Here is a 25,628-nt window from a genome sequence, read left to right as displayed (position 1 = left end):
CACCGGCCGACGGCAGACCCGAAGCAGCACGTCCGACTGCAAGAAGGGGAAGCCATGACAGCGACGACCGACGGAAGCGGCGGGACTCCGGCGTCCCGCGCGGCCTCGGCCAGCGACCGCACCACCGACCACCGCACGACTCCGGGAGACCCCGGAAACCTCGGCACCACCGCCCTGCTGACGGCGCAGCGATCCGTCGAGCACCTGCTGGGCAGACAGGACGCGCAGGGCTGGTGGAAGGCGGACCTCGAGACCAACGTCACCATGGACGCCGAGGACCTGCTGCTCCGTCAGTTCCTCGGAATCCAGGACGAGAAGACCACGGCCGCCGCCGCCGTCTTCATCCGCGGCGAGCAGCGCGAGGACGGCACCTGGGCCACGTTCTACGGAGGGCCCGGCGAACTCTCCACCACCATCGAGGCGTACGTGGCCCTGCGCCTCGCCGGCGACCGCCCCGACGATCCGCACATGGAACGCGCCGCCGCCTGGGTGCGGGCGCAGGGCGGCCTCGCGGCGAGCCGCGTCTTCACCCGCATCTGGCTGGCGCTCTTCGGCTGGTGGAAGTGGGAGGACCTGCCCGAGCTGCCGCCGGAACTCATGTATCTGCCTTCGTGGTTCCCGCTCAACATCTACGACTTCGGCTGCTGGGCGCGGCAGACCATCGTGCCGCTCACCGTCGTCTCGGCCGAGCGGCCAGTACGCCCCGCGCCCTTCGCGCTCGACGAGCTGCACACGGACCGCCACCACCCCAACCCGCCAAGGCCCCTCGCCCCGGCGGCCAGTTGGGACGGCCTCTTCCAGCGCCTGGACCGGCTGCTGCACGGCTACCACAAGGTGGCACTGCGCCCGCTGCGCCGTGCGGCCATGAACAGAGCCGCCCGCTGGATCATCGAGCGGCAGGAGAACGACGGCTGCTGGGGCGGCATCCAGCCGCCCGCCGTGTACTCGGTGATCGCCCTCCATCTGCTCGGCTACGACCTCGACCACCCGGTGATGCGCGCCGGACTGGAGTCGCTGGACCGCTTCGCCGTCTGGCGGGACGAGAGCACCGGGCCCGGCGGCCGCCAGGAGGGCCCGGCCAGGATGATCGAGGCCTGCCAGTCGCCCGTGTGGGACACCTGCCTCACCGTCGTCGCGCTCTCCGACGCCGGAGTGCCCGGTGATCACCCGGCGTTGGTCAGGGCCGCCGACTGGATGCTCGGCGAGCAGATCACCCGGCCCGGAGACTGGGCCGTGCGCCGGCCGCGCCTTGCCCCCGGCGGCTGGGCGTTCGAGTTCCACAACGACAACTACCCCGACGTCGACGACACGGCCGAGGTCGTCCTGGCCCTGCGGCGGGTGAAGCACCCGGACCCGTCCCGAGTCGAGGAGGCCGTCGCCCGGGCGGGCAACTGGACGCTCGGGATGCAGTCGAAGTCCGGCGCCTGGGGCGCCTTCGACGCCGACAACACCGGCACCTTCCCGAACCGGCTGCCGTTCTGCGACTTCGGCGAGGTCATCGACCCCCCGTCGGCCGACGTCACCGCGCACGTCGTCGAGATGCTGGCCCACGAGGGCCGGGCCCACCACCCCCGCGCCCGCCGCGGTGTCGAGTGGCTGCTGCGCGAACAGGAGCCGAACGGCGCCTGGTTCGGCCGCTGGGGCGTCAACCACCTCTACGGCACGGGCGCGGTCGTCCCGGCCCTCGTCGCGGCCGGTGTGCCCGTCTCGCACCCCGCGATCCGGCGGGCCGTCGGCTGGCTGGAGTCCGTGCAGAACGACGACGGCGGCTGGGGCGAGGACCTGCGCTCGTACCGCGAGGAGGCGTGGATCGGCCGCGGAGTCTCGACCCCCTCCCAGACCGGCTGGGCGCTGCTGGCGCTGCTGGCCGCGGGGGAGCGGGGCGGCGCCGCCGTCGGCCGGGGCGTCTCGTTCCTCGCCGCCACGCAGCGCGAGGACGGCTCCTGGGACGAGCCGTACTTCACCGGCACCGGCTTCCCCTGGGACTTCTCCATCAACTACCACATCTACCGGCAGGTCTTCCCGCTGATGGCGCTCGGCCGGTACGTGCACGGGGAACCGTCCACCGGCCGGAACGGGGCCTGAATGGCGTCCGCCCCGGGTACGCCGCCCGGCGACGCCCCCGTCCCGCCGCTGCTGATCGCCTGTGCGCTCGGCATCGAGCGGCTGGCCCTGCGGGCGGGCGGCCGCGGCGGCGCGCCGGGCCCGGTCACCGTACTCCGAACGGGCATGGGGCCGAAGAACACGGAGCGCGCGCTGGCGCGAGCGCTGGGTGACGGAACGCAGGGCCGGGAGGCTGCTCCCGGCGCGGCCCCGGCGGCCGGGGTCATCGCCTCCGGCTTCTGTGCGGGGCTGGCCCCCGGAATGCACCCCGGCGACGTCGTGGTGGCCGAGGAGACCCGCGGGCCCTGGGGCATCACGCCCTGCACGGCCACGGACGTGCTGACGGCCGCCCTGACCAGGGCGGTGCCGGGGCGGACCGTGCACACCGGCCCGCTCACCGCCTCCGACCACGTGGTGCGCGGGCAGGAACGGGCGGAGCTGGCGGCGACCGGCGCGATCGCGGTGGACATGGAGTCCGCCGCGACGCTCCACAGCGCCCTGAGGGCCGGGGTGCGCCCGGTTGCGGCCGTCCGGGTGGTCGTGGACGCTCCAGAGCATGAGCTGGTCCGTATCGGCACGGTGCGCGGTGGAATATCAGCTTTCCGCGTCCTACGTGCCGTACTGCCCGCTTTCTATGAATGGCACCGTTCTTTGCTGCTCCCCAGGAGGTGAGCCAGATGGCCATGCCGCTCCGCCAGACCATCAGGGTCGGGACCTATCTCTTCGAACAGAAGCTCCGCAGGCGTGAGAAGTTCCCGCTGATCGTGGAACTGGAGCCGTTGTTCGCGTGCAATCTGAAGTGCGAGGGCTGCGGGAAGATCCAGCACCCGGCCGGGGTCCTGAAGCAGCGGATGCCGGTCGCCCAGGCCGTGGGCGCCGTTCTGGAGTCCGGTGCTCCGATGGTCTCGATCGCGGGCGGCGAGCCCCTGATGCACCCCCAGATCGACGAGATCGTACGGCAGTTGGTGGCGAGGAAGAAGTACGTCTTCCTGTGCACCAACGCCTTGCTGCTGCGGAAGAAGATGGACCGCTTCACCCCGTCGCGGTACTTCGCCTTCGCCGTCCACATCGACGGGCTGCGCGAGCGGCACGACGAGTCGGTCGCCCAGGAGGGCGTCTTCGACGAGGCGGTGGAGGCGATCAAGGAGGCCAAGGAGCGCGGTTTCCGGGTCACCACCAATTCCACGTTCTTCAACACCGACACCCCGCAGACGATCGTCGAGGTGCTGAACTACCTCAATGACGACCTCAGGGTCGACGAGATGATGATCTCTCCCGCGTACGCCTACGAGAAGGCTCCCGACCAGGAGCACTTCCTCGGCGTCGAGCAGACCCGCGAGCTGTTCCGGAAGGCCTTCGCCGACGGCAACCGGCGGCGCTGGCGCCTGAACCACTCCCCGCTCTTCCTGGACTTCCTGGAGGGGAAGGTCGACTTCCCCTGCACCGCCTGGGCGATTCCGAACTACTCGCTCTTCGGCTGGCAGCGCCCCTGCTATCTGATGAGCGACGGTTACGTCCCCACGTACAAGGAACTCGTAGAGGACACCGACTGGAGCAAGTACGGCCGCGGCAAGGACCCGCGCTGCGCGAACTGCATGGCGCACTGCGGCTACGAGCCGACCGCCGTGCTGGCGACGATGGGCTCCCTGAAGGAGTCGTTGCGCGCCGCGCGGGAAACGGTGTCGGGTAGCGGGGGGTGAGGCCGGCGGCGGACGCCTCCGGCCGGAGTCCGACGGATCGGAGAGGGGGCCGAGAGTGACGATTCTGGAGCACATCCGGGGGCCGCGCGACCTCGAGGCGCTGACGGAAGCGGAGCTCGACGGGCTGGCCGAGGAGATCAGGGAGTTCCTTGTCCGGGCCGTGGCCAGGACCGGCGGCCATCTGGGACCCAACCTCGGCGTGGTCGAGCTGACCATCGCCCTGCACCGGGTCTTCGACTCGCCGGCCGACCGGATCCTCTGGGACACCGGTCACCAGAGCTACGTCCACAAGCTGCTGACCGGACGTCAGGACTTCTCCAAGCTGCGCGGCAAGGGGGGCCTGTCCGGCTACCCCTCGCGCGCCGAGTCCGAGCACGACGTCATCGAGAACTCGCACGCCTCGACCGTCCTCGGCTGGGCGGACGGCCTGGCCAAGGCCAACGAGCTCCTGGGGCGGGACGACCACGTCGTCGCGGTCATCGGCGACGGAGCCCTCACCGGCGGAATGGCCTGGGAGGCGCTGAACAACATCGCCCACGCCGAGGACCGCCCGCTCGTCATCGTCGTCAACGACAACGAGCGCTCCTACGCCCCGACCATAGGCGGCCTCGCGAGCCACCTGGCCACGCTGCGTACCACCGACGGCTACGAGCGCTTCCTCGCGCGCGGCAAGGACCTCCTGGAGCGCACCCCCGTCGTCGGCAGGCCGCTCTACGAGACCCTGCACGGGGCCAAGAAGGGCCTGAAGGACGTCGTCGCGCCCCAGGGCATGTTCGAGGACCTCGGCCTGAAGTACGTCGGGCCGGTCGACGGCCACGACATCGCCGCCGTGGAGTCGGCGCTGCGCCGGGCCAAGGGCTTCCACGGGCCGGTGCTGGTCCACTGCCTGACCGAGAAGGGCCGCGGCTACCGCCCCGCGCTCGAGGACGAGGCCGACCGCTTCCACACCGTCGGCGCGATGGACCCGGCGACCTGCCTGCCGCTCGCCCCGGCGGGCGCCCCGTCCTGGACCTCGGTGTTCGGGGACGAGCTGGCGGCCATCGGAGCGGAACGGCCGGACGTCGTGGCGATCACCGCGGCGATGCTCCACCCGGTGGGCCTGACGGCGTTCGCCGAGCGCTTCCCCGACCGGGTGTGGGACGTGGGCATCGCCGAGCAGCACGCGGCGACCTCCGCCGCCGGGCTCGCGGCCGGCGGACTGCACCCCGTCTTCGCCGTCTACGCCACGTTCCTCAACCGCGCCTTCGACCAGCTGCTGATGGACGTCGCCCTGCACAGGTGCGGAGTGACCTTCGTCCTGGACCGGGCCGGTGTCACCGGCACCGACGGCCCGTCCCACAACGGCATGTGGGACATGTCGATCCTCCAGGTCGTCCCGGGACTCCGGATCGCCGCCCCGCGCGACGCCGAACAGCTGCGGGCCCAGCTCCGCGAGGCCGTCGACGTCTCCGACGCGCCGACCGTGGTGCGCTTCCCCAAGGAGTCCGTGGGGGAGCCGCTGCCCGCGCTGGCGCGCGTCGGCGGGATGGACGTGCTGCACCGTGGCGCCGACCCCGAAGTGCTGATCGTCGCGGTCGGGGCGCTGGCGCCGGTCTGTCTGCAGGCAGCCGGGCTGCTGGAGGCCAGGGGGCTGCGGTGCACCGTCGTCGATCCCCGCTGGGTCAAGCCCGTCGACGGGCAGCTGGCGCCCATGGCGGCCAGGCACCGTCTCGTCGCGGTCGTCGAGGACAACAGCCGTGCCGGCGGGGTCGGGTCCGCCGTGGGCCAGGCGCTGCGCGACGCCGACGTGCACGTGCCGCTGCGGACGTTCGGCATCCCCGACGAGTTCCTCGCCCACGCGAAGCGGGCCGAGGTGCTGGCCGACATCGGGCTGACCCCGGTGGACATCGCCGGGCGCATCGCCGCCGCCCTCGCCAGGGGGAGGCAGCCGGAGACACTCCCGGCCACGGAGACCCGTACGGCCCCCGTGCCTGAGACCCGGACCCCGGCCACGGAGACCCGTACGGTCCCTGCGCCTGAGACCCGGACCCCGGCCACGGAGACCCGTACGGTCCCTGCGCCTGAGACCCGGACCCCTGCCCCGGAGACCCGTACGGTCCCTGCGCCTGAGACCCGGACCCCTGCCCCTGAGACCCGGACGGCCCGTTCCCCGCAGACCCGTACGGCCGGGCAGGCCCCCCACACCCCGAAGCCCGAGGAGCCCGGCGGATGAGCAACGAGTTCGACCTCGCGAAGCTGCTGGCGGAACGCGGGGGTGAGCGGTACGAGCTGCACGCCCGGCACCTCAACCACCAACTGCCGCGCATGCTCCGGACGATCGGCTTCGACAAGGTGTACGAGCGGGGGGAGGGTGCGTACTTCTGGGACGACGCGGGCAACGACTACCTCGACATGCTCGCCGGGTTCGGGGTGATGGGTCTCGGCCGGCACCACCCCGTCGTCCGCAAGGCGCTCCACGACGTGCTCGACGCCTCCCTCGCCGATCTGACCCGGTTCGACTGCCCGCCCCTGCCCGGACTGCTCGCCGAGAAGCTGCTGGCCCACAGCCCTCACCTGGACCGCGTCTTCTTCTGCAACAGCGGTACGGAGGCGGTCGAGACGGCCCTGAAGTTCGCCCGGTACGCGACGGGCCGGCCCAGGATCCTGTACTGCGGCCACGCCTTCCACGGGCTGACGGCCGGCTCGCTGTCGGTCAACGGCGAGGCGGGCTTCCGCGACGGCTTCGCCCCGCTCCTCCCGGACACCGCGGTGGAGCTCGGGGATCTGACGGCGCTGGAGCGTGAGCTGGCGCGCGGCGACGTGGCCGGCTTCGTCGTCGAGCCGATCCAGGGCAAGGGCGTGCACGAGGCGCCGCCCGGCTTCCTGCGCGCGGCGCAGGAACTGCTGCGCCGGCACGGGGCGCTGCTGATCGCGGACGAGGTGCAGACCGGTCTCGGCCGGACGGGGGACTTCTACGCCCACCAGCACGAGGACGGGGTGGAGCCCGACCTCGTCTGCGTCGCCAAGGCCCTGTCGGGCGGGTACGTGCCGGTCGGCGCGACCCTGGGCAAGGACTGGATCTTCAAGAAGGTCTACTCGTCGATGGACCGGGTGCTGGTGCACTCGGCGAGCTTCGGCTCCAACGCCCAGGCCATGGCGGCCGGTCTCGCCGTGCTGTCGGTGATCGAGGACGAGCAGGTCGTCGCGAATGCCCGGGTCACCGGGGACCTGCTGCGCTCCCGGCTCGCCGCGCTCGTGGACCGCTACGAACTGCTCCACGAGGTCCGCGGGCGCGGGCTGATGATCGGGATCGAGTTCGGGAAGCCGTCCTCGCTGAAGCTCCGCAGCCGCTGGACGATGCTGCAGGCGGCCCGCAAGGGGCTGTTCGCCCAGATGGTGGTCGTGCCCCTGCTGCAGAGGCACCGCATCCTCACCCAGGTCTCCGGCGACCGGCTGGAAGTGATCAAGCTGATCCCGCCGCTGATCATCGGGGAGCCGGAGGTCGACCGGTTCGTCGAGGCCTTCACCGCCGTCATGGACGACGCGCACGGCGGCAGCGGGCTGATGTGGGACTTCGGGAAGACCCTCGTGCGACAGGCGGTCGCCAACCGCTGAAGCCGTGGGACAGCGGGGCGGCCGGCGGTTCCGGCCGCCCGCACGGTCACCGGGCGGCGCGTGATCGCCCGGGCCATCCCCGCCGGGCCGGTGCCCCCGGGGACCGCCTCCCGGCCGGGCCGCCGGACGCGGTCAGACCGTTCCGTCGACCAGCCGCTCGCGGAGCCGCTCCCGCGTCGCGGGCGTGAGGCCGAGGCCGTCCGTGAGATAGCGCTCGGTGCCGCCCCAGACCTCGTCCATGGTCTCGAACGCGGCGGCCAGGTATTCGGCCCGGGCGTCGAACAGCGGGCTCAGCAGCTCCATCACCTCGGGCGACATCCCGGCCGGTGAGCTGTCGCTGCGGCGCACCTTGTAGCGCCGGTGGGGATCGTTCGACTTGAGGTAGTCCGCCTCGATGGCGTCCCGCTCCACCCCCACGGCCAGCAACGAGACCGCGATGGACAGCCCGGCCCGGTCCTTGCCCGCCGCGCAGTGCATGAGCGCCGGCGTGCTGTCCTCGGCCAGCGCGTGCAGCACGCGGCTGTGCTCGGCGGTGCGCTCCTTGATGATCATGCGGTAGGAGGCGATCATCCGTCCGGCCGCCTGGCCGTCGGCGAGGATCGACTTCAGCTGGTCGAGGTCGCCGTCCCGGACCATCCGCCAGAACTCGGCCCCGTCGGCCGGGTCGGAGAGCGGGATGTTGACGTTGCGCACCCCGGCGAGCTCGACGTCCGGGCCCTCCAGCCGCTGGTCCGCGGCGTTGCGGAAGTCGAAGATCGTGTGGAGCCCGAGTGAGGAGAGGAAGGCCGCGTCGGTGTCCGTCGCGTGCGCGAGATGGCCGCTGCGGAAGAGCCGTCCGTACCGCACGCGCCGTCCGTCCACGGTCGGCAGTCCGCCCACGTCCCGGAAGTTGCGCACACCGGACAGCTCGGGTTCGGTCGACGGGGTCTGGGGCAGCTGCTGCGTCACGGGGGCTCCTCCGTGTCTGCGGTCGGCGCTGCTCGCCGACGATGGCGCGGTGCTGACACTACGACATCGATTCCTCAGGCAATTATTTCGACCCGTACCGGCAAGGCCGTTGCCGTGCAGCCGAATTCCGCCCGATGATGTGCGGAGTTGTTCGAATCTGAGGGGTCTGGATGATCGAGACGGTCGGCGACGGTCGGATCTGGCTTCTGTCCGGTACGAAGAGTAGCTACGCACTGTTGCTCACCGAGCGGGACGAACTCCTGCATCTCCACTGGGGACCGCGCATCGCGCCGGCCGACGCCGAGGCACTGGCCGCCGATCCCCTCCCGCCGTACCGGCCCTTCGAGTCGCGCCTGGACGGGCACGAGGAGTACCCGGTCGAGGGCGGCCCCCGATTCGTGCGCCCGGCGCTGTCCGTGCGCACCCCCGAGGTCCGCGGCACCGAGTGGCGCTTCGTGGCGGCCCACGAGGGGCACGGCGAGGACGTGCTGCGGCTCGACTTCGAGGATCCGGTGCACGGACTCCTGCTCGGCCTGCACTACCGGATGCGGGACGACGCCGACGTGATCGAGCGCTGGGTCACCGTCACGCGCACCGGCGACGGGCCCGCGCCGGAGCTGCTGCGTGCCGACGCCGCCGTCTTCACGCTCCCGCCGCGCGACCGCCGCCGTCTCTCACAGCTCCACGGAAGGTGGGCGGCGGAGTCCCGGCTCGTACGCTCCGAGCTCACCCACGGCGAGAAGCTGATCGGCTCGCGCCGGGGCCACACCGGTCACCAGCACCTCCCTTGGGTCGCCGTGGACGACGGCGCGGCCACGGAGGAGTCGGGAGAGGTGTACGGCTGCGCCCTGGGCTGGTCGGGGTCCTGGCGCATCGCCGTCCAGTACCTGCCCGACGGGCAGGTGCAGATCGCCGGCGGAGCGGGCCACGACGACTCCGGGCTGCTGCTGCTCGGGCCCGGTGAGACCTATGTCTCACCGGTGTTCGCGGGGCTGTGGAGCGACGGCGGGTTCGGTGCCGCCAGCCGGGCCTGGCACGCCTGGCAGCTGGCCCATGTCGTGCCCGACGCCGGGGCCTCCCGGCCCGTCCTCTACAACTCCTGGGAGGCGACGGGCTTCGACATCTCCGAGGAGCAGCAGCGCGAACTGGCGGTGCGGGCGGCGGCGATGGGGGTGGAGCTGTTCGTGGTCGACGACGCCTGGTTCGGGCGGCGGACGAGCGACCGGGCCGGACTGGGAGACTGGACCCCGAATCCGGACCGCTTCCCGCGGGGACTGAAACCGCTCGCCGACGAGGCCCACGCGCTCGGGATGCGGTTCGGGATCTGGGTCGAACCGGAGATGGTGAACGCCGACAGCGACCTGTACCGGGCGCACCCGGACTGGGTCCAGCACCATCCGGGCCGGACGCGTACCGAGTTCCGGAACCAGCTCGTGCTGAACCTCGCCCGCGAGGACGTCCGCGAGCACCTCTGGGAGCAGCTCGACGCGCTGCTGTCCTCCGCCCCCGTCGACTACGTGAAGTGGGACTTCAACCGCTGTTTCACGGACGCCGGCTGGCCCGGGGAGCCGTACCCGCAGCGGCTCTGGGTCGAGCACGTCCACGGGCTGTACGCCCTGCTGGACCGGCTGCGGGCCGCTCACCCCCGGGTCGCCTTCGAGTCCTGCTCGGGCGGCGGCGGCCGGATCGACCTGGGCATCCTCTCCCGTACCGACCAGGTGTGGACGTCCGACAACACCGATCCGCTGGACCGGCTCGCGATCCAGCACGGCTTCGGGCAGCTGCACCCGGCGCGGGTCATGGCCGCCTGGGTCACGGACAGCCCGAACGTCCAACTCAACGGACGGGTCAGCTCGCTGCGCTTCCGCTTCGTCAGCGCGATGGCCGGGGTGCTCGGCATCGGCGGCGATCTCACCGGATGGAGCGAGGCGGAGCTGGCCGAGGCGCGCGGCTGGGTGGATCTCTACAAGGAGATCAGACCGGTCGTCCAGCACGGCGAGCTGTACCGGCTGCGCCCGCCGGAGGACGTGCTGAGTGCCGTGCAGTACGTACGCGGCGACGAGGTGGCGGTCCTGGCCTGGCTGCCTGCCCAGCGTTACGGCGAGCGCCCGCCGCCGCTCCGGCTGCGCGGCCTCGACCCCGCGGCGGAGTACGAGTGCCGGGACACCGGCCGCCGCCATCGCGGCGCCGTGCTCCTCCACCACGGGCTCCACACCGGCCTCCGCGGGGACCTCGACGCGGCCGTGCTGCGCTTCCGGCGCCTGTGAGCCACGGCGCGGACGCATCGGGATCCCGGCAGGGCCGGGTGCGGGGAGGCGCGGCGCGGTGTGCGCGGGCGGGATGAATCACGGCATTCGACGCGTTGTGCGAATGGAATTCCGCCTGTAGATGCGGAAGAGGGTTTTACGCGCCGCTCGCACCCTAAATTGCATTGCACCCGCAATGAGTGATGTGTCCGAATTGGCCGTTTTCAGGTAACGCGCCCCGGTTGGAAATGAGATGGCATCCGCCCGTGAGCTGAATCATATCCGTGACGTTCCGTGGAGTGCCCGACGGTCCAACTCCCTTGCCCGCGTGGAAATCGAAGATCCGTAATCCACGGAGCGTGACCGGGAAATGTGCGCTGATATCCGGCACTTCGATTCAGGGGGGAAATGACGGCTTGTTCATGCCGACCCGGCTCGCTTACGGTCACCGCAATCCGGTCGGAACGCCTAATCCTGCCGCCGTCCGGAATATCGCACCCACCCACATGTGGCAGGAGCGGGGGACCCAGGTACTGCGCCGTTCCGTGATCCCGGACGGCTCGGGGTGAAGCCGTGTCCCCAGCGCGGCCGGGCAGCTCCAGCCCGAACCCGACAGCTCACCTCGCAGGCGGCGGAGAGGAATGAGCCATGCCCGGTAAGGGGAAGCACCGCCGTCCGAGGACCAGCCCGTTCAAGCGCGGATTCGTCGCCGCCGGTACGGGCGGAGCCGCCATCGCCATCCCGTTCTTCGGTGCCGCCGGCGCGAGCGCCGCCGGGCAGTCCGCGCCCGCCGCCGGACACGCCGCCCCGACCGCCCACAAGGCTCTCGTCCCCCAGGCTCCGCAGGCCGGCAAGGCGGCCAAGGCCTACACCGTCGTGGCGGGTGACTACCTGTCGAAGATCGCCGCCGAGCAGGACGTCGCGGGCGGCTGGAAGAAGCTGTACGCCGACAACCGTGCCGCCGTCGGCGAGAACCCCTCGCTGATCCACCCGGGTCTGAAGCTCAGCCTCCACGGCAAGCCGAAGGCCCAGGGCGACGCCAAGCCGCAGCCGAAGGTCCAGTCGAAGGCCGCCGCGTCGAAGTCCGAGCGCAAGGCCGCCGCCCCGGCGAAGGCCGAGGCCCCGGCCGAGACCCGGGCCAAGGCCGAGAAGCCGGCCGCCTCCGCCGAGCGTGCCTCCCGTACCGCCGACCGCGGTGCCGCGGCCCCCGCGGCGGCCCCCGTCCAGGCCCCGGCCGCCGACACCGCCGTCAAGAACATCCCCTCGGGCTGGTTCTCCCCGGTGGTCGGCGGCGTCGGCACGGCGTACAAGACCGCGGGCGCCATGTGGTCGAGCGGCTACCACACGGGTGTGGACTTCATCGCCTCCACCGGCACGTCCGTGAAGGCCGTCGGCCCGGGCACCGTCGTCTCGGCCGGCTGGAGCGGCGCGTACGGCAACGAGGTCGTCATCAAGCACCACGACGGCACCTACTCGCAGTACGCCCACCTGTCCCAGCTCTCCATCTCCTCCGGCGAGAGCGTCACGGGCGGCCAGCAGATCGGGCTGTCCGGTTCGACGGGCAACTCCAGCGGCCCGCACCTGCACTTCGAGATCCGTACCGGCCCCGGTTACGGATCGGACATCGACCCGCTGGCCTACCTGCGCCGGCACGGGGTCTCGATCTGACGCCACGTCCGTACCTCACGCGGCGTCCCTCCGTCCACCGGTCCCGCGCAGGGGGCCGGCGGACGGCTTCGTGCCGGCCTCCGCAGCCGAGCCGGCAACGGGTGGCGGACCGCTCGGAGGCTATTCCCGCTTTGCCGAAAACTGACCTGGTGGTCTATATCACGCGCCGTCAACCCCTCCCTACGGTGGCGTAGGTCACTTCACGACGTGAATGATGACTCGACGTGGCAGATGATTCGCGATCACGAGCAAAGGACTCCTTCGGGTCGTACGCGGCGATCGGTGACAGCTTCACCGAGGGCGTCGGAGACCCCGGACCCGACGGACGGTTCGTCGGCTGGGCGGACCGCCTCGCGGTGCTGCTGGACGACCGCCTACCGGAACACACCTTCCGCTACGCCAATCTCGCCGTACGCGGCAGGCTCCTCGACCAGATCGTGGAGGAGCAGGTCCCGCGGGCCAGGCAACTCGCCCCCGATCTCGTGACGTTCTGCGCCGGCGGGAACGACATCATCCGGCCCGGCAGCGACCCCGACGACGTCGCCGAACGCTTCGAGCGGGCGGTCGCCGAACTCACCGCCTCCGTGGGCACGGTGATGGTGACAACCGGGTTCGACACCCGCGGGGTGCCGGTTCTCCGCCACCTCCGGGGCAAGATCGCCACCTACTCCGCGCACGTCCGCGCCATCGCCGACCGCTACGACTGCCCCGTCCTCGACCTCTGGTCGCTCAAGTCCGTGCAGGACCGGCGGGCCTGGGACGGCGACCGGCTGCACCTCTCGCCCGAGGGCCACACCCGCGTGGCGCTGCGCGCGGCGCAGGTGCTCGGTCTGGACGTGCCCGCCGACCCGGACCAGCCGTGGCCCCCGCAGCCGCCGCGCGGCAGCCTCGAGGTCCGCCGCGACAACATCCAGTGGGCCCGCGAGCACCTCGTGCCTTGGATCGGACGGCGGCTGCGGGGCGAGTCGTCCGGCGACCACGTCGAGCCGAAGCGTCCGGACCTGCTGCCGCTCTGATCGGGCCCGGTCCGGGCGTCAGCCCGGGCGCGAGCCCGCGCCGCCGCCCCGGCTCGTCGTGCCCGCGCCGCCCGGCCCGGAGTCCCGGTACCCGGCGGGGATCCGCTCCAGCACCCCGCCGGCGAACACGTCGTACAGCGGCAGCGACTCCAGATGGACATAGCCGATGTGGCAGTCGCACACCGCGAGCGGGCAGGCCCGCGGGCCCAGCGCCGCACGGTAGGAGCCGTCGTAGAGATTGCCCAGCTCGGATCGCACGAAATGGCAGCGCCGCACGGTGCCGTCGCCGTCCACCGAGACGACCGACTCGCCCGTACGGCAGGGCAGACCGGCCGAGCGGTGCGGATGCCGGCTGTACGGGAAGAGGGGGTCCAGCGCCGTCCAGCGGGCGGCCTCCTCGTCCGTGTACGTGTGCCCCTCCGCCGCGTTGACCCACAGATAGACGCGGTCCGGGAGGTCCGCCCGCAGCCGGCGCGCCGCCTCCAGATGCTCCTCGAAGCCGACGATGCCGACGCTGAACCTGATCCCGCGCGCCACCAGGTCCCGGCACTTGCCGAGGAAGCGGTCGTACGGTGTCTGGCCCGGGTGGTACGTGCACCACAGCGCCAGGGTGTCCGGGTCGGCGCCGTCCAGCCAGTCCGTGCGGCAGCTCAGATTGGTCTGGACGGCGACCCTGCGGACGTGCGGCAGCCGGGACAGCTCCGTCAGCGCACGCCGGTACCAGGAGCGCACCAGCCCCTCGCCCCACGGGGTGAACAGCACCGACAGCCGGTCCTCGCCCTCCCGGGCCGCCGCCCAGCCCGCGAACCTCTCCAGTGCAGCGCGGTCGGCCCGCAACTGCTCCCTGCTGTCCCGCCGTTTGGCGAAGGGACAGTAGGGACAGTCGTAGTCGCACGACGCCAGCGGCCCGCGGTACAGCACGGTCAGATCCATCGCGGCCTCACTTCGGCTCGTACGCGGCCATCGCGTCGCGTACGGCGGGCGAGAACAGCTCGGGGCCGAGCGCGTCCGAGTACGCCAGACCCTCCGGGGTGAGCCGCAGCAGACCCCCGCTCTCCTCCAGCCAGCCGCGCCCCGCGAACGCGGCCAGCTCGTCGGGGAAGTCCTCGGCGGGCGTGCCGCCGAAACGGTCCCGGTAGGCGGCCACCTCCAGGCCCTGTGCCTGGAGCAGCGACTGCAGCAGATGGCGGCGCCGGGCCTCGCCGCCGTCGATCCGCCTGCCGACCTCGGCGCGGGTGAAGTCCGCCGTCTCCGTGTAGTCGTCGATGATCGTGCGTATCCGGCGCATGTCGACGGCGTAGTCGAAGGAGTAGTGCAGTCCGGAGGTGTACGACCGGGCCCCGCAGCCGAGGCCGATCATGCCGTCGGTCTGGCAGGCGTGGTCGTCCGGGCCGCGCGGTGCGGTGCCCTGCCCGCCGGGACGGCGGAACATCCGCATGGAGACCTGCTCGTAGCCGTGCGACAGCAGATGGTCCCGGCCCTGCCGGTAGAGCCGCAGCCGCTGCTCGTCCCAGGCGGCGTCTCCTCCGGCGTCGTCCTGCCGGCCGAGCCCCGTCAGCGGCCGGACGTAGAGGGGATACAGATACAGCTCCTCGGGGTGCCAGGCGAGCGCCGCGTCGAGGGAGTGCCGCCAGGTCGCCTCCGTCTGGCCGTCGATACCGTAGATCAGATCGATGTTGAGGACCGGCACGCCGGTCTCCCGGATGCGGCCGAGCGCGGCCTCCACGTCGGCCCGCCGCTGCGGACGGACGGCGGCCCTCGCCTCCTCGTCCACGAAACTCTGGACGCCGATGCTCAGCCGGGTCGTGCCGCGCTCGGCGAGGACCGCGAGGCGGTCGGCGGTCGCGGTGGCGGGGGACGTCTCCACCGAAAGCGGCACGGCGCGCAGATCGGCGCCCATCCGCTTCTCGGCGATGTCGCAGAGCCGCTCCAGCTCCCCGGCCGTGAGGAAGGTCGGAGTGCCGCCGCCGAAGGCGGCGGCGGCGAACCGGACCGGGTCCTCGTCGCCCAGGGCGTCCCGCACGGCGACCGCCTGCCGCTCCAGCGCGTCGAGGTACCGCGTCGTCAGCTCGCCGGGAGCGCCGATCCGGGTGAAGAGATTGCAGAAACCGCAGCGGACCTCGCAGAACGGGATGTGCAGGTAGAGGGACAGCGCGTCCCTCCCCTCCCCGGTCCACAGTTCGCGCAGCGCGGGACGGTCCGGCAGGGGACGGTACGACGTCTTGTGCGGATAGGCGTAGACATAGCTCAGGTACGGGCGGATCCCGTGCGCCGCGCCGTTCACCGGGCCCCCTCCGACGCGTCGGGTCCGGGCAGGAAGAACTGCGCGTACGGCACGGTCCACACGACCTCGTGGCCGAGCCGGTGGCCGGTGTACCCGTCGTCGCCGTACGCCGTGCCGTGGTCGGAGCAGACGATCGCGAGGCAGCGCCGGCGGCTGCCCGCCGCGGCGAACAGCCGGCCGATGTGCCGGTCGACGTACTCCAGTGCCGCCGCGTGGGTCTCGCGCGAGTCGCCCGCCTCCCGTGTTGCGCCGGGCAGATGGAACCAGTTGGGCTGGTGCAGGGCCGAGACGTTGACGAACAGGAACAGCCGCCGGTCCGCGGGGAGCGCGGCGACGACCTCCTCTGCCCTTGCGACCTGCGCCTCGAAGGAAGTGGGGGAGGCCACTGCGAACTCCGGCTCCCAGTGGCTCTCCTGGAACATTCCCGGCAGCACGGTGCCGAGCGGTGCCTGCCGGTTGAAGAAGCCGACCCCGCCGATGCACACGGTCCGGTACCCGGCGCCGGCCAGCCCGGAGACCAGGTCGGGGGTGTCGTAGACGAACGTGCCGTCGGCGGTGGTCTCACTGCCCGCGAACCGGGCGGCGAACAGCCGGGGGTGGGGGCCGGGGGCCGCGGGCGTCGGCAGGAAACCGGCGAAGATCGCCTGGTGCGAGGCGAAGGTGAAGCTGCCCGGGGCGTGCCGCCGCTCCCAGCGGCCGCCCGGCAGATGACGGGCCAGGTGCGGGATGCGGCCGGCTGCCGCCAGCTCCTCCGCGACGTCGAAGCGCAGCGTGTCGAGGGTGACGAGCAGCAGGTCGTCCGTGCCGACGATCGACCGCATGTCGATCGGGGGCGCCGTGGCGGCGAGGACTGTGGAGCCGGCCGGCTCCACCGCGCCGGCCGCGTCCGTCGCGAGGGTGGGCTCTGTCATGCCGGCCGGACCGGTCCGGCCGGGAGGGGCTGGGTGCATGGTGGTTCCTCATGGTGCGGATGTACGGCGGCGACCTGCGCCGCATAGGTGTCGAGGCCTTCGCTGCCACTCCCCGGCAGTCCCGTCAGCCCCGGCAGGAGGTCGCCGAAGGCGTTGACCTCGCCGACGGCGAACCGGCGCCAGCCCGTGGCCGGCAGCAGGTCGACTCCGACGCACAGGGTTCCCGGGAAGCGGCCGGCCGTCCGCTCGCAGAGCCCCAGCACGTCGTCGCGCCAGCTGCGGCCGGCGGCCCGTACCGCGGCCCGGGCCTCGGCCAGGTCACCCCGCAGGCCGCCCAGATGGAGATTGGTCAGCGGGGAACGGCTCGTCCGCACCACGGCGTGCGTGGCCCGGCCCGCGACCACCACCACCCGCAGATCGGCGGCCCTGCCGTGCTGGACGGCCTTCGGCAGCCAGCGCTCGATGTGCAGACCGTCGGGCGCGAGGGCGTCCACGATCGCGGCGATCTCCGGTTCGGCGGTGTAGCGGCGCAGCCTGAGCGAGTTGAACAGTTTTCCGTCCGGCGTCCGTTCCACCGACGTCGTGGCCCGGATGCGGCCGCCGCCGGCGAACTCCACTGCCAGGACGCCGGATGCCGAGGAGCCGTGGGCGAGCTTCACGAACGCGCGGCGGTACCCCGGTTCGGCGAGGACGGCCCGCACGTCGTCCCAGCCGCGAACCGCGGGTGCCGCGGCGCCCGAGGTGGGCGACGGCGGCACCGCCACCCCGGCCGCAGTGAGCCGCTCGTGGCACAGCCGCTTGTCGAACAGCACGGCGAGCTCGTCCGGGTCGTCCAGCAGCGTGCCGCCCGCCGCGCGCACGGAATCCGCCAATTCCCGCACGGCTTCCGTGAAGCGGGCGTACCAGCGGCCGGTGCCCTCGACCCTGGACGGGTCCTCGACCCCGCGCAGCAGCCGGTCGACCTCCGGGTCCTCACCGGGCGAGTCGATCCGCACGGTCTCACCGGCGGAGAACGCCGCCCGGCCCCGAAGGACGTCCAGCCACGGCACCACACGCGCCTCGGGCAGCCCCGCCGTCCGCAGGGCCCGCTGGAAGAACGCGACCCGGCGGTTCCCCGGGACGCCGACGACGGCGAAGCGCCGCGACGCCGCCGGTCTCACTCGGCCACCGCGGTGAACCGGCCGTTGTCCTCGTCGTCGTCCCACGGCTCCTGCTCGTCGTCGAGGTCGACGCTCACTCCGGAGGGCTCCAGCGAGCCGCGTATGCGCTCGGCCATCGGTTCGCTGACGAAGTGGTGGTGGAGATCCAGCTTCCTGAGATGGGTGAGGGGCTGGCCCTCGAGCAGCGCGGCCGCTCCCTGGTCGCCCAGGGTGCCCATCGACAGGTCCAGTACCTCCAGCCGGGCGACGACCGGGGCCGCCGCGAGGGCCGCGGCGATCTCGTCCTGGATCTCGCTGTTGCGCAGCGCGAGACACCGGAGCTCCGGAAGCCGGGTGCCGGCGAGGAACGGCTCCAGATCGGCGAGTTCGGCGTCCCCGCCGTAGCCGGAGGTGCCGAGCCACAGGTCCAGGTTCTCCAGCGAGGGCAGCTCGCAGGAGGCCACGCCCCGCACCACCTCGGCCGGCAGACCACCGCTCTCGACCACGAGCGTCCGCAGGCGCTCGTGGCGGGCGGCGCCGAACCCCAGGCCCATGCCGCCTCGCACCCCGAACTCCTCCAGCTCCGGGAAGCCGTCGAGCAGCGGGGTGACATCGCCCTGGTTGATCCAGGAGATCTCGCACTCCTCGAAGGTGATGTCGCCGACGAACAGCGCCCGCAGCTCCGGCAGCCGCTCGCGCGCGCCGAGCAGCGCCGCGAACACCTCGTCGGGACCGCTGTCGTAGACATCGCTCCACGCGCCCACGATCAGGGCCCGGACCTTCGTGGTGTCCACGGCGGCGGCGAAGCGTGCGAAGGCGTCCTGCCACGCCTCCTCGCTCTCGTACGCGTCCACGCCGATCCGCCAGGCGACGGACGCGGGGTCCGGCAGCTCGCCGGACTTCGCGTCGGCGCCGGGGAAGTCGAACGCGGGCAGGCCGTGCAGCTCCTGCAGATGGACCCCAATGGTCATGACGATGCTCCAGACAGCGAACGGCGATGATCGGCTGATGTGCGAGCAGTTCTACCAAGCGCCACTGACAGGGCCCGCCGCGGGGCGCCCCGACGGCCATCGGCGGCCCGTGGCGTGCGCATGGGGGATCCGGGCACGAGGTCGCCGAGCGACGGAACACCACGACCGGCCCGGTGGGGCGGCCGCGGTCGACGGGACCGGTCGTGGGCGAGGACGGTTGGATCGACTGGTGACGCGGACTGTCAGACCCTGCCTCTAGCTTCGATCACAGCCCGGCGCACCTGGCGCCGACGGTCGAGGGGAGAGCCATGTACCGGCAGGGAGATGTGCTGATCGTGCCCGTCGCGGAGGACGCCGTCCCCGCCCGTGCCGAGGACGCGCAGGGGGAACCGAGGGACGGCCGGGGGCGGCTGGTGCTGGCGCTCGGCGAGGTCACGGGTCACGCCCACGCGGTCACGGGGCCGGGGCGGCTCTTCCGCGAGGCCGGCTCGTCCGGGCCGATGCTCCTCCATCTCCCGGAGGGCGGCCGGGTGGTGCACGAGGAGCACGCGCCGATACCCCTGCCCAGGGGCTGGTACCGGGTGGTGCGCCAGCGGGAGTACATCCCGGGCGCCGTGCGGATCGTCGCGGACTGAGTGCCGGCCCGCGACGGCGACGGACCGGCGGGCGGCGCTACACAGCGGGACAGCGGGACACGGGACAGGGAATCAGGGGACGGGGATTCGGGATGCAGTACATGGACAAGTGGCGGGCCGTGGCGGCGGCGACGGGCCCGGCCGACCGGGAGGCCGCGGAGGACGGGGTCCGGCTCGCCTACCGCACGGCCGGACTCGCGGAGCCCGAGCGCTTCGTGTGGGTGGGCTCGCCCAGGGCCGCCGTGACGGCGGTGCGGTCGCTGACCGACGCGGGCCGCTCGGTGCGGGACGAGGTGAGGACGGTGCCCTGGGCGGAGGAACGCCGCCGCGTCCACGACGCCCTCGGCCCCGCGGGCTGGACGGAGTTGTGGGGCAGGAGCGGCGCGCTGCTGTGGGACACCACGCGCGCGCTCGCCGAGCGGATACGGACGGGAGCGGCAGACGCCCTGGCCGAGGAGGCCGCCGTCCTTGCCGGAGTCGACCCCGAGGCCGCGGACGCCGAACGGAAGGCGGTCCGTCTGGTCCTGCTGGACGCGGTCCTGGGCCAGCACGACGCGGCCTGGCTCGCCGCCTTCGACGGCCGCAGCGACCGGCTCGCCGGCCTGGCCCGGGTGGCGGAGCACGCGGGCTGGTGGTGGCCGTTCGAGAAAGCGGTGGTGATCTGCGAACGGCCCGTGGAACTGCACCGCGACGAGGCCGGCCGGCTCGACCGCGGCGACGGCCCCGCGCTCGCTTTCCCGGACGGCTTCGCGCTCCACGCCTGGCGCGGCATGCCCGTACCGGCCGAGTTCCTGGCCGGACTCGCCTCGCTCACCCCCGAGCGCATACGCGGCGAGGAGAACGCCGAACTGCGCCGGGTGATGCTGGAGTTCTACGGTTACGACCGCTATCTGGCCGAGTCGGACGCCCGCCCCGTGCACCGCGACGAGACCGGTGTGCTGTGGCGGATCGCGCTGGCCGACGACGAGGACGTCACGATGGTGGAAGTGGTCAACTCCACGCCCGAACCGGACGGCACGCACAAGACGTACTGGCTGCGGGTGCCGCCCGCGACCCGGACCGCGAAGGAGGGTGTCGCCTGGACCTTCGGGCTGGATGCCGAGGCGTATGTTCCCGTGCGTCAGACCTGAGCGGAATCCAGGCCCTCGCGGCCGATGAGCGCCGAACTGCCGTTGCCCGTACAGGCGTAGGCGCCGGCGACCGCGCCCAGGCGTGCGCAGTCCTCGACGCGGCGGCCCGCCAGCCGGCCGTAGAGGAAGCCGGAGACGTACGCGTCGCCCGCGCCGTTGGAATCCACCACCGGTGAGGGCGGCACCGTCGCCGGTATGGGGCGGGGCGTGCGGCCGCCGTCGCGGGTCATCAGGTACGAGCCGCCGGCCCCGGCCGTGGCGACGACCGCCTCCGCGCGCCCCTCGCGCAGGATCTCCCGCATCACCGACGCGATCCGTTCGCCCGCGCCGGCCGCGCTCAGGAACACCACGTCCGAGCGCAGCGCGAAGTCCCGGTGGTGGTCGTCCACTCCGTCCCAGTCGTGGAGATCGGTCGACACGGGCACCCCGAGTTCCGCGATGTCGTCGTACAGGAACCGGGCGAAGTTCATGATCGACAGATGGACGTGGCGGGCGCGTCGCAGATGAGGGAGGTAGAAGTCGCGCGGCATCCGCAGGTCGCCCGGGTCGCGGGCGTCGTAGAACGACATCCTGCGGCCCGTGTCGTCGACCAGGTTCACCGCACGCCGGGTTCCGGTGGGGGAGACCAGATGCTCGAAGTCCACGCCGCCGCCGGCCAGCCGCTCGCGCACCTGCTCGCCCGGCAGGTCTTCACCGATGAAGTCCAGGAAGGTCACACCGAGTCCGAGGGCCCGGCAGCCGAGGGCGACATTGCCGCCGGTGTGGCCCGCCCACTCCCGGATCGGCGGCACCCCGATCGAGTCCACCTGCGGCACCGGCAGGGTGCCGACCCGAACGACCGTGTCGACCCCACTGCCACCGACCACGAGTACGTCGAGGGCGGACTGTTCCGTGCTCTGCGCCGACACCGTCTTCCTCTCCGCGTACCTGCCCGGCTAGGCACTCTGCCCGGTCAACGCCTCGCGGTCCAGCCCCAGTTCACGGGCGAGCGCTTCCTCGGCCCAAACCAGCATGGTGGCCCGGCCGAGCGAGCCCGCATACGACGTCATCTGCACGCCGAGGCCGTCGAGCAGTGCCGTCAGCCGCCAGGCCGCCGACGACGGATCCGCGCAGTGGAACTCGCCGGCCGCGGCGCCCTCCGCCATGACCGCCGTGAGTTCCGCCTTCCACCGGCGGTCGAAATCCCGGGACACCTCGCGCAGGGCGGGCTCCCGCAGCGCCGCCGCCCAGCCCTCGATCCACAGTCGCCACCCCTTGGCCTGCCCGGTCGGGGCGTACCAGCGGACGGCGGTTCGCAACCGCCGCACCGCGGAGGTCCGGCGCCCGAGGATCTTGCGCAGATGCGCCAGATCGCCCTCCGCCGCATAGGCGAAGGCGGCAGCGACGAGCTTCTCCTTCGACGAGAAGTGGTACAGCACCAAGGCGTTGCTCACACCGAGGGCGGAGGCGACGTCGGCGATCCGGACGGCGGCCACCCCGCGGACCTCGATCTGCTCCACGGCGGCCCGCAGCAGTTCCTCCTGCCGCTGCGCCACGCTCAACCGGACTCTCGTCACCCGGTCACCCTACACACGCGTGTCGCGAGAGCCGGCGGTCGCCGTTCGGTCACGCGGCCCAGGATGCGCCGAAGGGCAGCCGGCTCACCCCGATCCGCGCGGCAGCACACGGGGAAGACCGGCGCTTCCCGCCGGGGCAGGCGGCTCGGCCCGAGGTCATGCGGAGGGCTGCCTTCGGTTCGAGGGCCGTGCCTGCAGGCGGCCCCGGGGCCGCCTGCCCGAGCGCGGTGCGTCGCCCCTCCGTGGCCGGGGCCGCCGCCCCACACGGCGTACCCTCGGCCCAGCCCGGCAGCCCGGCAGCCCGGCAGCCCGGCAGCCCGGCGGGCCGCCCGGTCCGGCCGGCGATGCCCCATTGGCCACCGGCCGTACAGGCCGAAACGCGCCTACCGGCCGTACGGGCCGAAGCGTTCCAGGATCAGCGGCAGGCGGTCGGCCACGATCGCGTGGGCCGCGGCGCGCGGGGTCGTGCCGTCCGCGTCCGCGCGGGTGAGCATCCGGTCGACCAGTGCTCGCATGGACCGCCGGGTGTGGTCGAACGCCTCGTCCGCGTCGGCGCCGATGTCACCGAAGAGCGTCCACCACCACCAGGCGTTCGTCCCCGAGTTCACGACGACGTCCGGCAGCACGGTGACGCCCCGGGCCCGCAGTAGTTCCTCCGCCTCCGGAAGCACCGGCATGTTCGCCGCCTCCGCGATCCAACGTGCGCGGATCTCGGACTGGTTGGCCGGATCGACGGCGTACGAGACCGCGGCGGGCACGAGGACCTCCGCGTCCGCGGACAGCCAGGCGTCACCGGGCAGTTCGAGATCGCCGGGGCGCAGTGCCGCGCGGTCGACCGTGCCGAAGGAGTCCCGGGCGGCGAGCAGCGCCTCCACGTCGAGGCCGTCCGGGTGGGCGATCGTCCCCTTGACGTCGGCCACGGCCACGATCCGCAGACCTGCGCGGGAGAGGAAGCGGGCCGCCGCCCCGCCCATCGTGCCGAAGCCCTGCACCGAGACCCGGGTGCCCTCGCGGGGCACGTCCGCGCGTTCCAGGGCTGTGAGTACGGACTCGGCGACCCCGCAGCCGCCGACGAGCTCGTCGAGCCCGATCCCGTCGACGTCGAGGGCGAACGCGTCGGCCAGCCGCCGCCGCCCCGCCGTCTCGTCGTCGAGCAGCGGATACACGGCCTGCACCGTGGAGACCAGCCCGGCCTCGGTGGCGGCCCTGTCGATGACGTCCTGGGTGAGCCCCAGGTCCTCGCCGGTGGTCCACATGCGCTCGATGTACGGCCGCATCGCCATCAGGTAGCGGACCAGTACGCCGTATGCCTCCGGCGACCTCGGATCGCAGTCGATTCCGCCCTTCGCGCCGCCGAGCGGGACGTACCTTGCCTCCGGGTCGTAGTGGAGGGCCTCCTTCATGGTCATGCCCCGGGCCAGCCCGGCGACCTCGTCCAGGGTGCAGTCCTCGCGCATCCGCAGACCTCCGCTGCACACCCCGCGGACGAGGCGGTCGATCACGAGGTGGCCCCGCCGCCCGGTGACGTGGTCGGTCCAGGTGAGCGAGACGAGCGGGCTGGGCTGGGACACGGACGCCTCCGGATACGACAACCAACTGAACCGCCGGTCAGTATCCGGAGGCCGTGGACGGCCTGTCAACGCGAGTCGCCGGCGGCCGACGCCCCGGCCGCCCCGGGCCGCCCCGGCACCTCGCAGTGGTCCTTGAAGCCCTGGCTGGTCAGGCCGAGCGCGGAGTTCATGCGCGACCGCAGATTCTCCACCGCGACCATCGCCGTGAGCTCCACGTACGCGGCCTCGCCCAGGGCCGTCAGCAGCCGCCCGGCCAGCTCGTCGGTGACCTCCGGCGGATTGGCCGTCATGGCCTCCGCGTACTCCATCACGTCGCGCTCCAGCGGGGTGTACGCGTCACTTTCCCGCCACACCGGTACGTCGTGCACCTTGCGGACGTCCATGCCCCGCCGCTGGTTCTCCCAGTGCCCGAAGTCCATGCACCAGCTGCAGCCGATCGAGGCGGCCGACGCCATCACGGCGAGCGCCTTGAGGTCGGCGTCCAGCCGGTTCCACTTCGCGACCGCGAGTTCGAACCGCAGATCGGACCGGAGCACCTTCGGGTTGTGCGCCAGCGCCTTCGCGGGGTCGAGGACCTTCCCGTACGTCCGATTGGAGTACCACTCCATCGCGCGGTAGAAGAGCGTGCGGGGCGGGGAGAGGGAGATGCGGGCCATGGCGGGGCTCCTCGGTCGTGATGTGTTCCGTCGCCCGTACGACGGAAGGGGTGGTGCCGGATGTGACATCCGCCGGACGCGGCCTCCGGCATTTTTTCCGGGCCTCGTACGTTGCGGTTGCCGTGGGAGGCTCGTCGCCTCCGCTTCACGGACCCCGGCGTCCCGTGACATCCACCGATAATGGAACGAACCGAAGACCTCAGGAGGTCCCGTGACCGGCGCAGGTTCCCCGCACCCGCTGCGCTCCCGGCTGCGATCGCTGCGGCCCGTTGCCTTCGGGGCAGACCCCGCCGGAGAGCGGATGGAGCGGATCCGCCGCTCCCCGAATTTCGCCGACGGGGTGTTCCGGAACCCCGTGGCAGCCCGGACCAGGCCGTCCGGATCGACACTCGAGTTCGCGAAGATCTACTTCCGGAAAGAGTCCCGCAGACGCCGCGGCCCCGCCGCTCCGATACCCGTGCACCCCACCACGCTCGAGGACCTCGCCGGGCCCCCGGCCTCGGGGCTGCGGCTCACCTGGATGGGCCACTCCAGCGTGCTCGCGGAGATCGACGGCAAGCGCGTGCTCTTCGACCCGGTCTGGGGCCGGCGCTGCTCACCGTTCGCCTTCGCCGGACCGAAGCGGCTCCACGCCGTGCCGCTGCCGCTGGCCGCCCTCGGCCCGGTGGACGTGGTCGTCATCTCCCACGACCACTACGACCACCTCGACCTCCCCTCGATCCGCGCCCTGGCCTCGACGGACACGCTCTTCGCCGTACCGCTGGGGGTGGGGGCGCACCTGGAGCGCTGGGGCGTCGCGGAGAGCCGCCTGCGGGAGCTGGACTGGAACGAGTCGACGCAGGTGGACGGCCTGCGGCTGACCGCGACCCCGGCCCGGCACTTCTGCGGGCGCGGCCTGCGCAACCAGCAGCACACCCTCTGGGCGTCGTGGGCCGTCGAGGGCCCGTCCGGTCACCGGATCTACCACAGCGGTGACACAGGGTACTTCCCCGGCTTCCGGGACATCGGTGCCGAGCACGGCCCGTTCGACGCCACCATGATCCAGATCGGCGCGTACAGCGAGTACTGGCCCGACATCCACATGACGCCGGCCGAGGGCATGCGAGCGCATCTGGACCTCCAGGGCGGGCAGCCGTCGGGGGTGATGCTGCCGATCCACTGGGCCACGTTCAACCTGGCGCTGCACCCGTGGGACGAGCCGGGGGAGTGGACGCAGGACGCGGCCGAGGAGGCCGGCCAGGCGGTGGCGCTCCCCCGGCCGGGCGAGCCCTTCGAGCCTGCGGGGAAGCTCCCGGATGAGCCGTGGTGGCGGACCGTGTCCCATCCGATCGGACAACCGTTGAGCCGCCCGCGGCGCGCCGAGGCCGCGACCGGGACGCACGGCGGCGATCTCGATCTCGCGGGCGAGCGGTGACGTCGATCGGGGACGGCGCGTCTTCTGCACCGCAGCGATGTTCGGCATGTGCTACTGCCATGTCGTCGACGGCGGCTACATAAGCC

At 72.5% G+C, this 25,628-nt stretch carries 21 protein-coding genes and 1 riboswitch; of the genes, 11 read left to right on the top strand and 10 right to left on the bottom strand.

Features of this window, described 5'->3' with window-relative positions; translation table 11 throughout:
- Positions 1 to 54: 54 nt before the first annotated feature.
- The 5 genes from shc to BLT82_RS22835 are packed head-to-tail and all read left to right on the top strand — an operon-like array spanning position 55 to position 7,397.
- On the top strand, positions 55 to 2,085 hold the full coding sequence (gene shc / locus BLT82_RS22855) for a squalene--hopene cyclase (RefSeq protein ID WP_093657836.1): 2,031 nt from the start codon (positions 55 to 57) through the stop codon (positions 2,083 to 2,085).
- Positions 2,086 to 2,775: a phosphorylase family protein gene (locus tag BLT82_RS22850; protein WP_093657834.1), complete on the top strand. Its 690-nt coding sequence runs from the start codon at positions 2,086 to 2,088 to the stop codon at positions 2,773 to 2,775. It begins immediately after the preceding gene.
- A gap of 5 nt (positions 2,776 to 2,780) precedes the next feature.
- Positions 2,781 to 3,803: an adenosyl-hopene transferase HpnH gene (hpnH, locus tag BLT82_RS22845; RefSeq protein ID WP_093657831.1), complete on the top strand. Its 1,023-nt coding sequence runs from the start codon at positions 2,781 to 2,783 to the stop codon at positions 3,801 to 3,803.
- 55 nt (positions 3,804 to 3,858) lie between these two features.
- Positions 3,859 to 6,015 (top strand): 1-deoxy-D-xylulose-5-phosphate synthase, encoded by a 2,157-nt coding sequence (gene dxs / locus BLT82_RS22840; RefSeq protein ID WP_244292091.1) that lies wholly within the window; start codon positions 3,859 to 3,861, stop codon positions 6,013 to 6,015.
- Positions 6,012 to 7,397, top strand: a complete 1,386-nt coding sequence (locus BLT82_RS22835) for an aspartate aminotransferase family protein (RefSeq protein WP_093657829.1) — start codon at positions 6,012 to 6,014, stop codon at positions 7,395 to 7,397. Before dxs ends, BLT82_RS22835 begins: the two co-directional genes overlap by 4 nt.
- Positions 7,398 to 7,529: 132 nt before the next feature.
- On the opposite strand, the gene BLT82_RS22830 is transcribed toward BLT82_RS22835, so the two are convergent.
- Positions 7,530 to 8,345 carry a tyrosine-protein phosphatase gene (locus BLT82_RS22830; RefSeq protein ID WP_093657827.1) on the bottom strand — a complete coding sequence of 272 codons (816 nt, stop codon included), beginning with the start codon at positions 8,343 to 8,345 and terminating at the stop codon, positions 7,530 to 7,532.
- A gap of 170 nt (positions 8,346 to 8,515) precedes the next feature.
- Here BLT82_RS22830 and BLT82_RS22825 point away from each other — a divergent pair, with 170 nt between their 5' ends.
- The 3 genes from BLT82_RS22825 to BLT82_RS22815 all read left to right on the top strand — a co-directional run bounded on the left by BLT82_RS22825 (position 8,516) and on the right by BLT82_RS22815 (position 13,275).
- Positions 8,516 to 10,612, top strand: coding sequence for an alpha-galactosidase (locus tag BLT82_RS22825; RefSeq protein WP_093657824.1), 2,097 nt, complete (start codon positions 8,516 to 8,518; stop codon positions 10,610 to 10,612).
- A gap of 462 nt (positions 10,613 to 11,074) precedes the next feature.
- A riboswitch (cyclic di-AMP (ydaO/yuaA leader) is annotated at positions 11,075 to 11,237 on the top strand.
- 2 nt (positions 11,238 to 11,239) lie between these two features.
- On the top strand, positions 11,240 to 12,259 hold the full coding sequence (locus tag BLT82_RS22820) for a M23 family metallopeptidase (protein ID WP_093657822.1): 1,020 nt from the start codon (positions 11,240 to 11,242) through the stop codon (positions 12,257 to 12,259).
- A 224-nt stretch (positions 12,260 to 12,483) separates the two neighbouring features.
- Positions 12,484 to 13,275 carry an SGNH/GDSL hydrolase family protein gene (locus tag BLT82_RS22815; RefSeq protein WP_093657820.1) on the top strand — a complete coding sequence of 264 codons (792 nt, stop codon included), beginning with the start codon at positions 12,484 to 12,486 and terminating at the stop codon, positions 13,273 to 13,275.
- Positions 13,276 to 13,293: 18 nt separating this feature from the next.
- Here BLT82_RS22815 and BLT82_RS22810 read toward each other — a convergent pair whose 3' ends face one another.
- The 5 genes from BLT82_RS22810 to BLT82_RS22790 all read right to left on the bottom strand — a co-directional run bounded on the left by BLT82_RS22810 (position 13,294) and on the right by BLT82_RS22790 (position 18,580).
- Entirely contained in the window at positions 13,294 to 14,208 is a 915-nt protein-coding gene (locus tag BLT82_RS22810) for an STM4011 family radical SAM protein (RefSeq protein WP_093657818.1), read from the bottom strand.
- A gap of 7 nt (positions 14,209 to 14,215) precedes the next feature.
- On the bottom strand, positions 14,216 to 15,559 hold the full coding sequence (locus tag BLT82_RS22805) for an STM4012 family radical SAM protein (protein WP_093657816.1): 1,344 nt from the start codon (positions 15,557 to 15,559) through the stop codon (positions 14,216 to 14,218).
- Positions 15,556 to 16,380 carry an STM4013/SEN3800 family hydrolase gene (locus tag BLT82_RS22800; protein WP_093658074.1) on the bottom strand — a complete coding sequence of 275 codons (825 nt, stop codon included), beginning with the start codon at positions 16,378 to 16,380 and terminating at the stop codon, positions 15,556 to 15,558. The genes BLT82_RS22805 and BLT82_RS22800 overlap by 4 nt, the downstream gene beginning before the upstream one ends.
- 86 nt (positions 16,381 to 16,466) lie before the next feature.
- Complete coding sequence (locus BLT82_RS22795) at positions 16,467 to 17,630, bottom strand: STM4014 family protein (RefSeq protein WP_093657814.1); 1,164 nt, start codon at positions 17,628 to 17,630, stop codon at positions 16,467 to 16,469.
- Positions 17,627 to 18,580 carry an STM4015 family protein gene (locus BLT82_RS22790; protein WP_093657811.1) on the bottom strand — a complete coding sequence of 318 codons (954 nt, stop codon included), beginning with the start codon at positions 18,578 to 18,580 and terminating at the stop codon, positions 17,627 to 17,629. Before BLT82_RS22790 ends, BLT82_RS22795 begins: the two co-directional genes overlap by 4 nt.
- A 308-nt stretch (positions 18,581 to 18,888) precedes the next feature.
- On the opposite strand from BLT82_RS22790, the gene BLT82_RS22780 reads away from it, so the two are divergent.
- Together BLT82_RS22780 and BLT82_RS22775 are read left to right on the top strand one after the other, a co-directional pair.
- Positions 18,889 to 19,215, top strand: a complete 327-nt coding sequence (locus BLT82_RS22780) for a hypothetical protein (protein WP_093657806.1) — start codon at positions 18,889 to 18,891, stop codon at positions 19,213 to 19,215.
- Positions 19,216 to 19,307: 92 nt separating this feature from the next.
- On the top strand, positions 19,308 to 20,345 hold the full coding sequence (locus BLT82_RS22775; protein ID WP_093657804.1) for a DUF6745 domain-containing protein: 1,038 nt from the start codon (positions 19,308 to 19,310) through the stop codon (positions 20,343 to 20,345).
- On the opposite strand, the gene BLT82_RS22770 is transcribed toward BLT82_RS22775, so the two are convergent.
- From BLT82_RS22770 to BLT82_RS22755, 4 genes are all read right to left on the bottom strand, one after another.
- Positions 20,336 to 21,253, bottom strand: coding sequence for a carbohydrate kinase family protein (locus BLT82_RS22770; RefSeq protein WP_093657802.1), 918 nt, complete (start codon positions 21,251 to 21,253; stop codon positions 20,336 to 20,338). The genes BLT82_RS22775 and BLT82_RS22770 overlap by 10 nt on opposite strands.
- A gap of 27 nt (positions 21,254 to 21,280) precedes the next feature.
- Positions 21,281 to 21,901: a TetR/AcrR family transcriptional regulator gene (locus BLT82_RS22765; RefSeq protein WP_167746063.1), complete on the bottom strand. Its 621-nt coding sequence runs from the start codon at positions 21,899 to 21,901 to the stop codon at positions 21,281 to 21,283.
- Positions 21,902 to 22,284: 383 nt separating this feature from the next.
- Complete coding sequence (locus BLT82_RS22760; protein WP_093657798.1) at positions 22,285 to 23,472, bottom strand: glutamate dehydrogenase; 1,188 nt, start codon at positions 23,470 to 23,472, stop codon at positions 22,285 to 22,287.
- A 65-nt stretch (positions 23,473 to 23,537) separates the two neighbouring features.
- Positions 23,538 to 24,128 (bottom strand): carboxymuconolactone decarboxylase family protein, encoded by a 591-nt coding sequence (locus tag BLT82_RS22755; RefSeq protein WP_093657795.1) that lies wholly within the window; start codon positions 24,126 to 24,128, stop codon positions 23,538 to 23,540.
- 301 nt (positions 24,129 to 24,429) lie between these two features.
- On the opposite strand from BLT82_RS22755, the gene BLT82_RS22750 reads away from it, so the two are divergent.
- Positions 24,430 to 25,542 (top strand): MBL fold metallo-hydrolase, encoded by a 1,113-nt coding sequence (locus BLT82_RS22750; RefSeq protein WP_093657793.1) that lies wholly within the window; start codon positions 24,430 to 24,432, stop codon positions 25,540 to 25,542.
- Positions 25,543 to 25,628 lie beyond the last annotated feature (86 nt).

It is taken from the genome of Streptomyces wuyuanensis (assembly GCF_900103455.1).
In the GTDB taxonomy this organism is placed as follows: Bacteria; Actinomycetota; Actinomycetes; order Streptomycetales; family Streptomycetaceae; genus Streptomyces; species Streptomyces wuyuanensis.
This window is presented reverse-complemented; position numbering and strand designations above follow the sequence as displayed.

Excerpts from the sequence above, each read along its gene's own strand:
- BLT82_RS22755 (WP_093657795.1), bottom strand. The coding sequence starts at position 24,128 with ATGGCCCGCATCTCCCTCTCCCCGCCCCGCACGCTCTTCTACCGCGCG.
- BLT82_RS22800 (WP_093658074.1), bottom strand. The coding sequence starts at position 16,380 with ATGCGGTCGATCGTCGGCACGGACGACCTGCTGCTCGTCACCCTCGAC.
- BLT82_RS22750 (WP_093657793.1), top strand. The coding sequence starts at position 24,430 with ATGGAGCGGATCCGCCGCTCCCCGAATTTCGCCGACGGGGTGTTCCGG.
- BLT82_RS22835 (WP_093657829.1), top strand. The coding sequence starts at position 6,012 with ATGAGCAACGAGTTCGACCTCGCGAAGCTGCTGGCGGAACGCGGGGGT.
- hpnH (WP_093657831.1), top strand. The coding sequence starts at position 2,781 with ATGGCCATGCCGCTCCGCCAGACCATCAGGGTCGGGACCTATCTCTTC.
- BLT82_RS22790 (WP_093657811.1), bottom strand. The coding sequence starts at position 18,580 with ATGACCATTGGGGTCCATCTGCAGGAGCTGCACGGCCTGCCCGCGTTC.
- BLT82_RS22825 (WP_093657824.1), top strand. The coding sequence starts at position 8,516 with ATGATCGAGACGGTCGGCGACGGTCGGATCTGGCTTCTGTCCGGTACG.
- BLT82_RS22810 (WP_093657818.1), bottom strand. The coding sequence starts at position 14,208 with ATGGATCTGACCGTGCTGTACCGCGGGCCGCTGGCGTCGTGCGACTAC.
- BLT82_RS22820 (WP_093657822.1), top strand. The coding sequence starts at position 11,240 with ATGCCCGGTAAGGGGAAGCACCGCCGTCCGAGGACCAGCCCGTTCAAG.
- BLT82_RS22780 (WP_093657806.1), top strand. The coding sequence starts at position 18,889 with ATGTACCGGCAGGGAGATGTGCTGATCGTGCCCGTCGCGGAGGACGCC.
- shc (WP_093657836.1), top strand. The coding sequence starts at position 55 with ATGACAGCGACGACCGACGGAAGCGGCGGGACTCCGGCGTCCCGCGCG.
- BLT82_RS22850 (WP_093657834.1), top strand. The coding sequence starts at position 2,086 with ATGGCGTCCGCCCCGGGTACGCCGCCCGGCGACGCCCCCGTCCCGCCG.
- BLT82_RS22775 (WP_093657804.1), top strand. The coding sequence starts at position 19,308 with ATGCAGTACATGGACAAGTGGCGGGCCGTGGCGGCGGCGACGGGCCCG.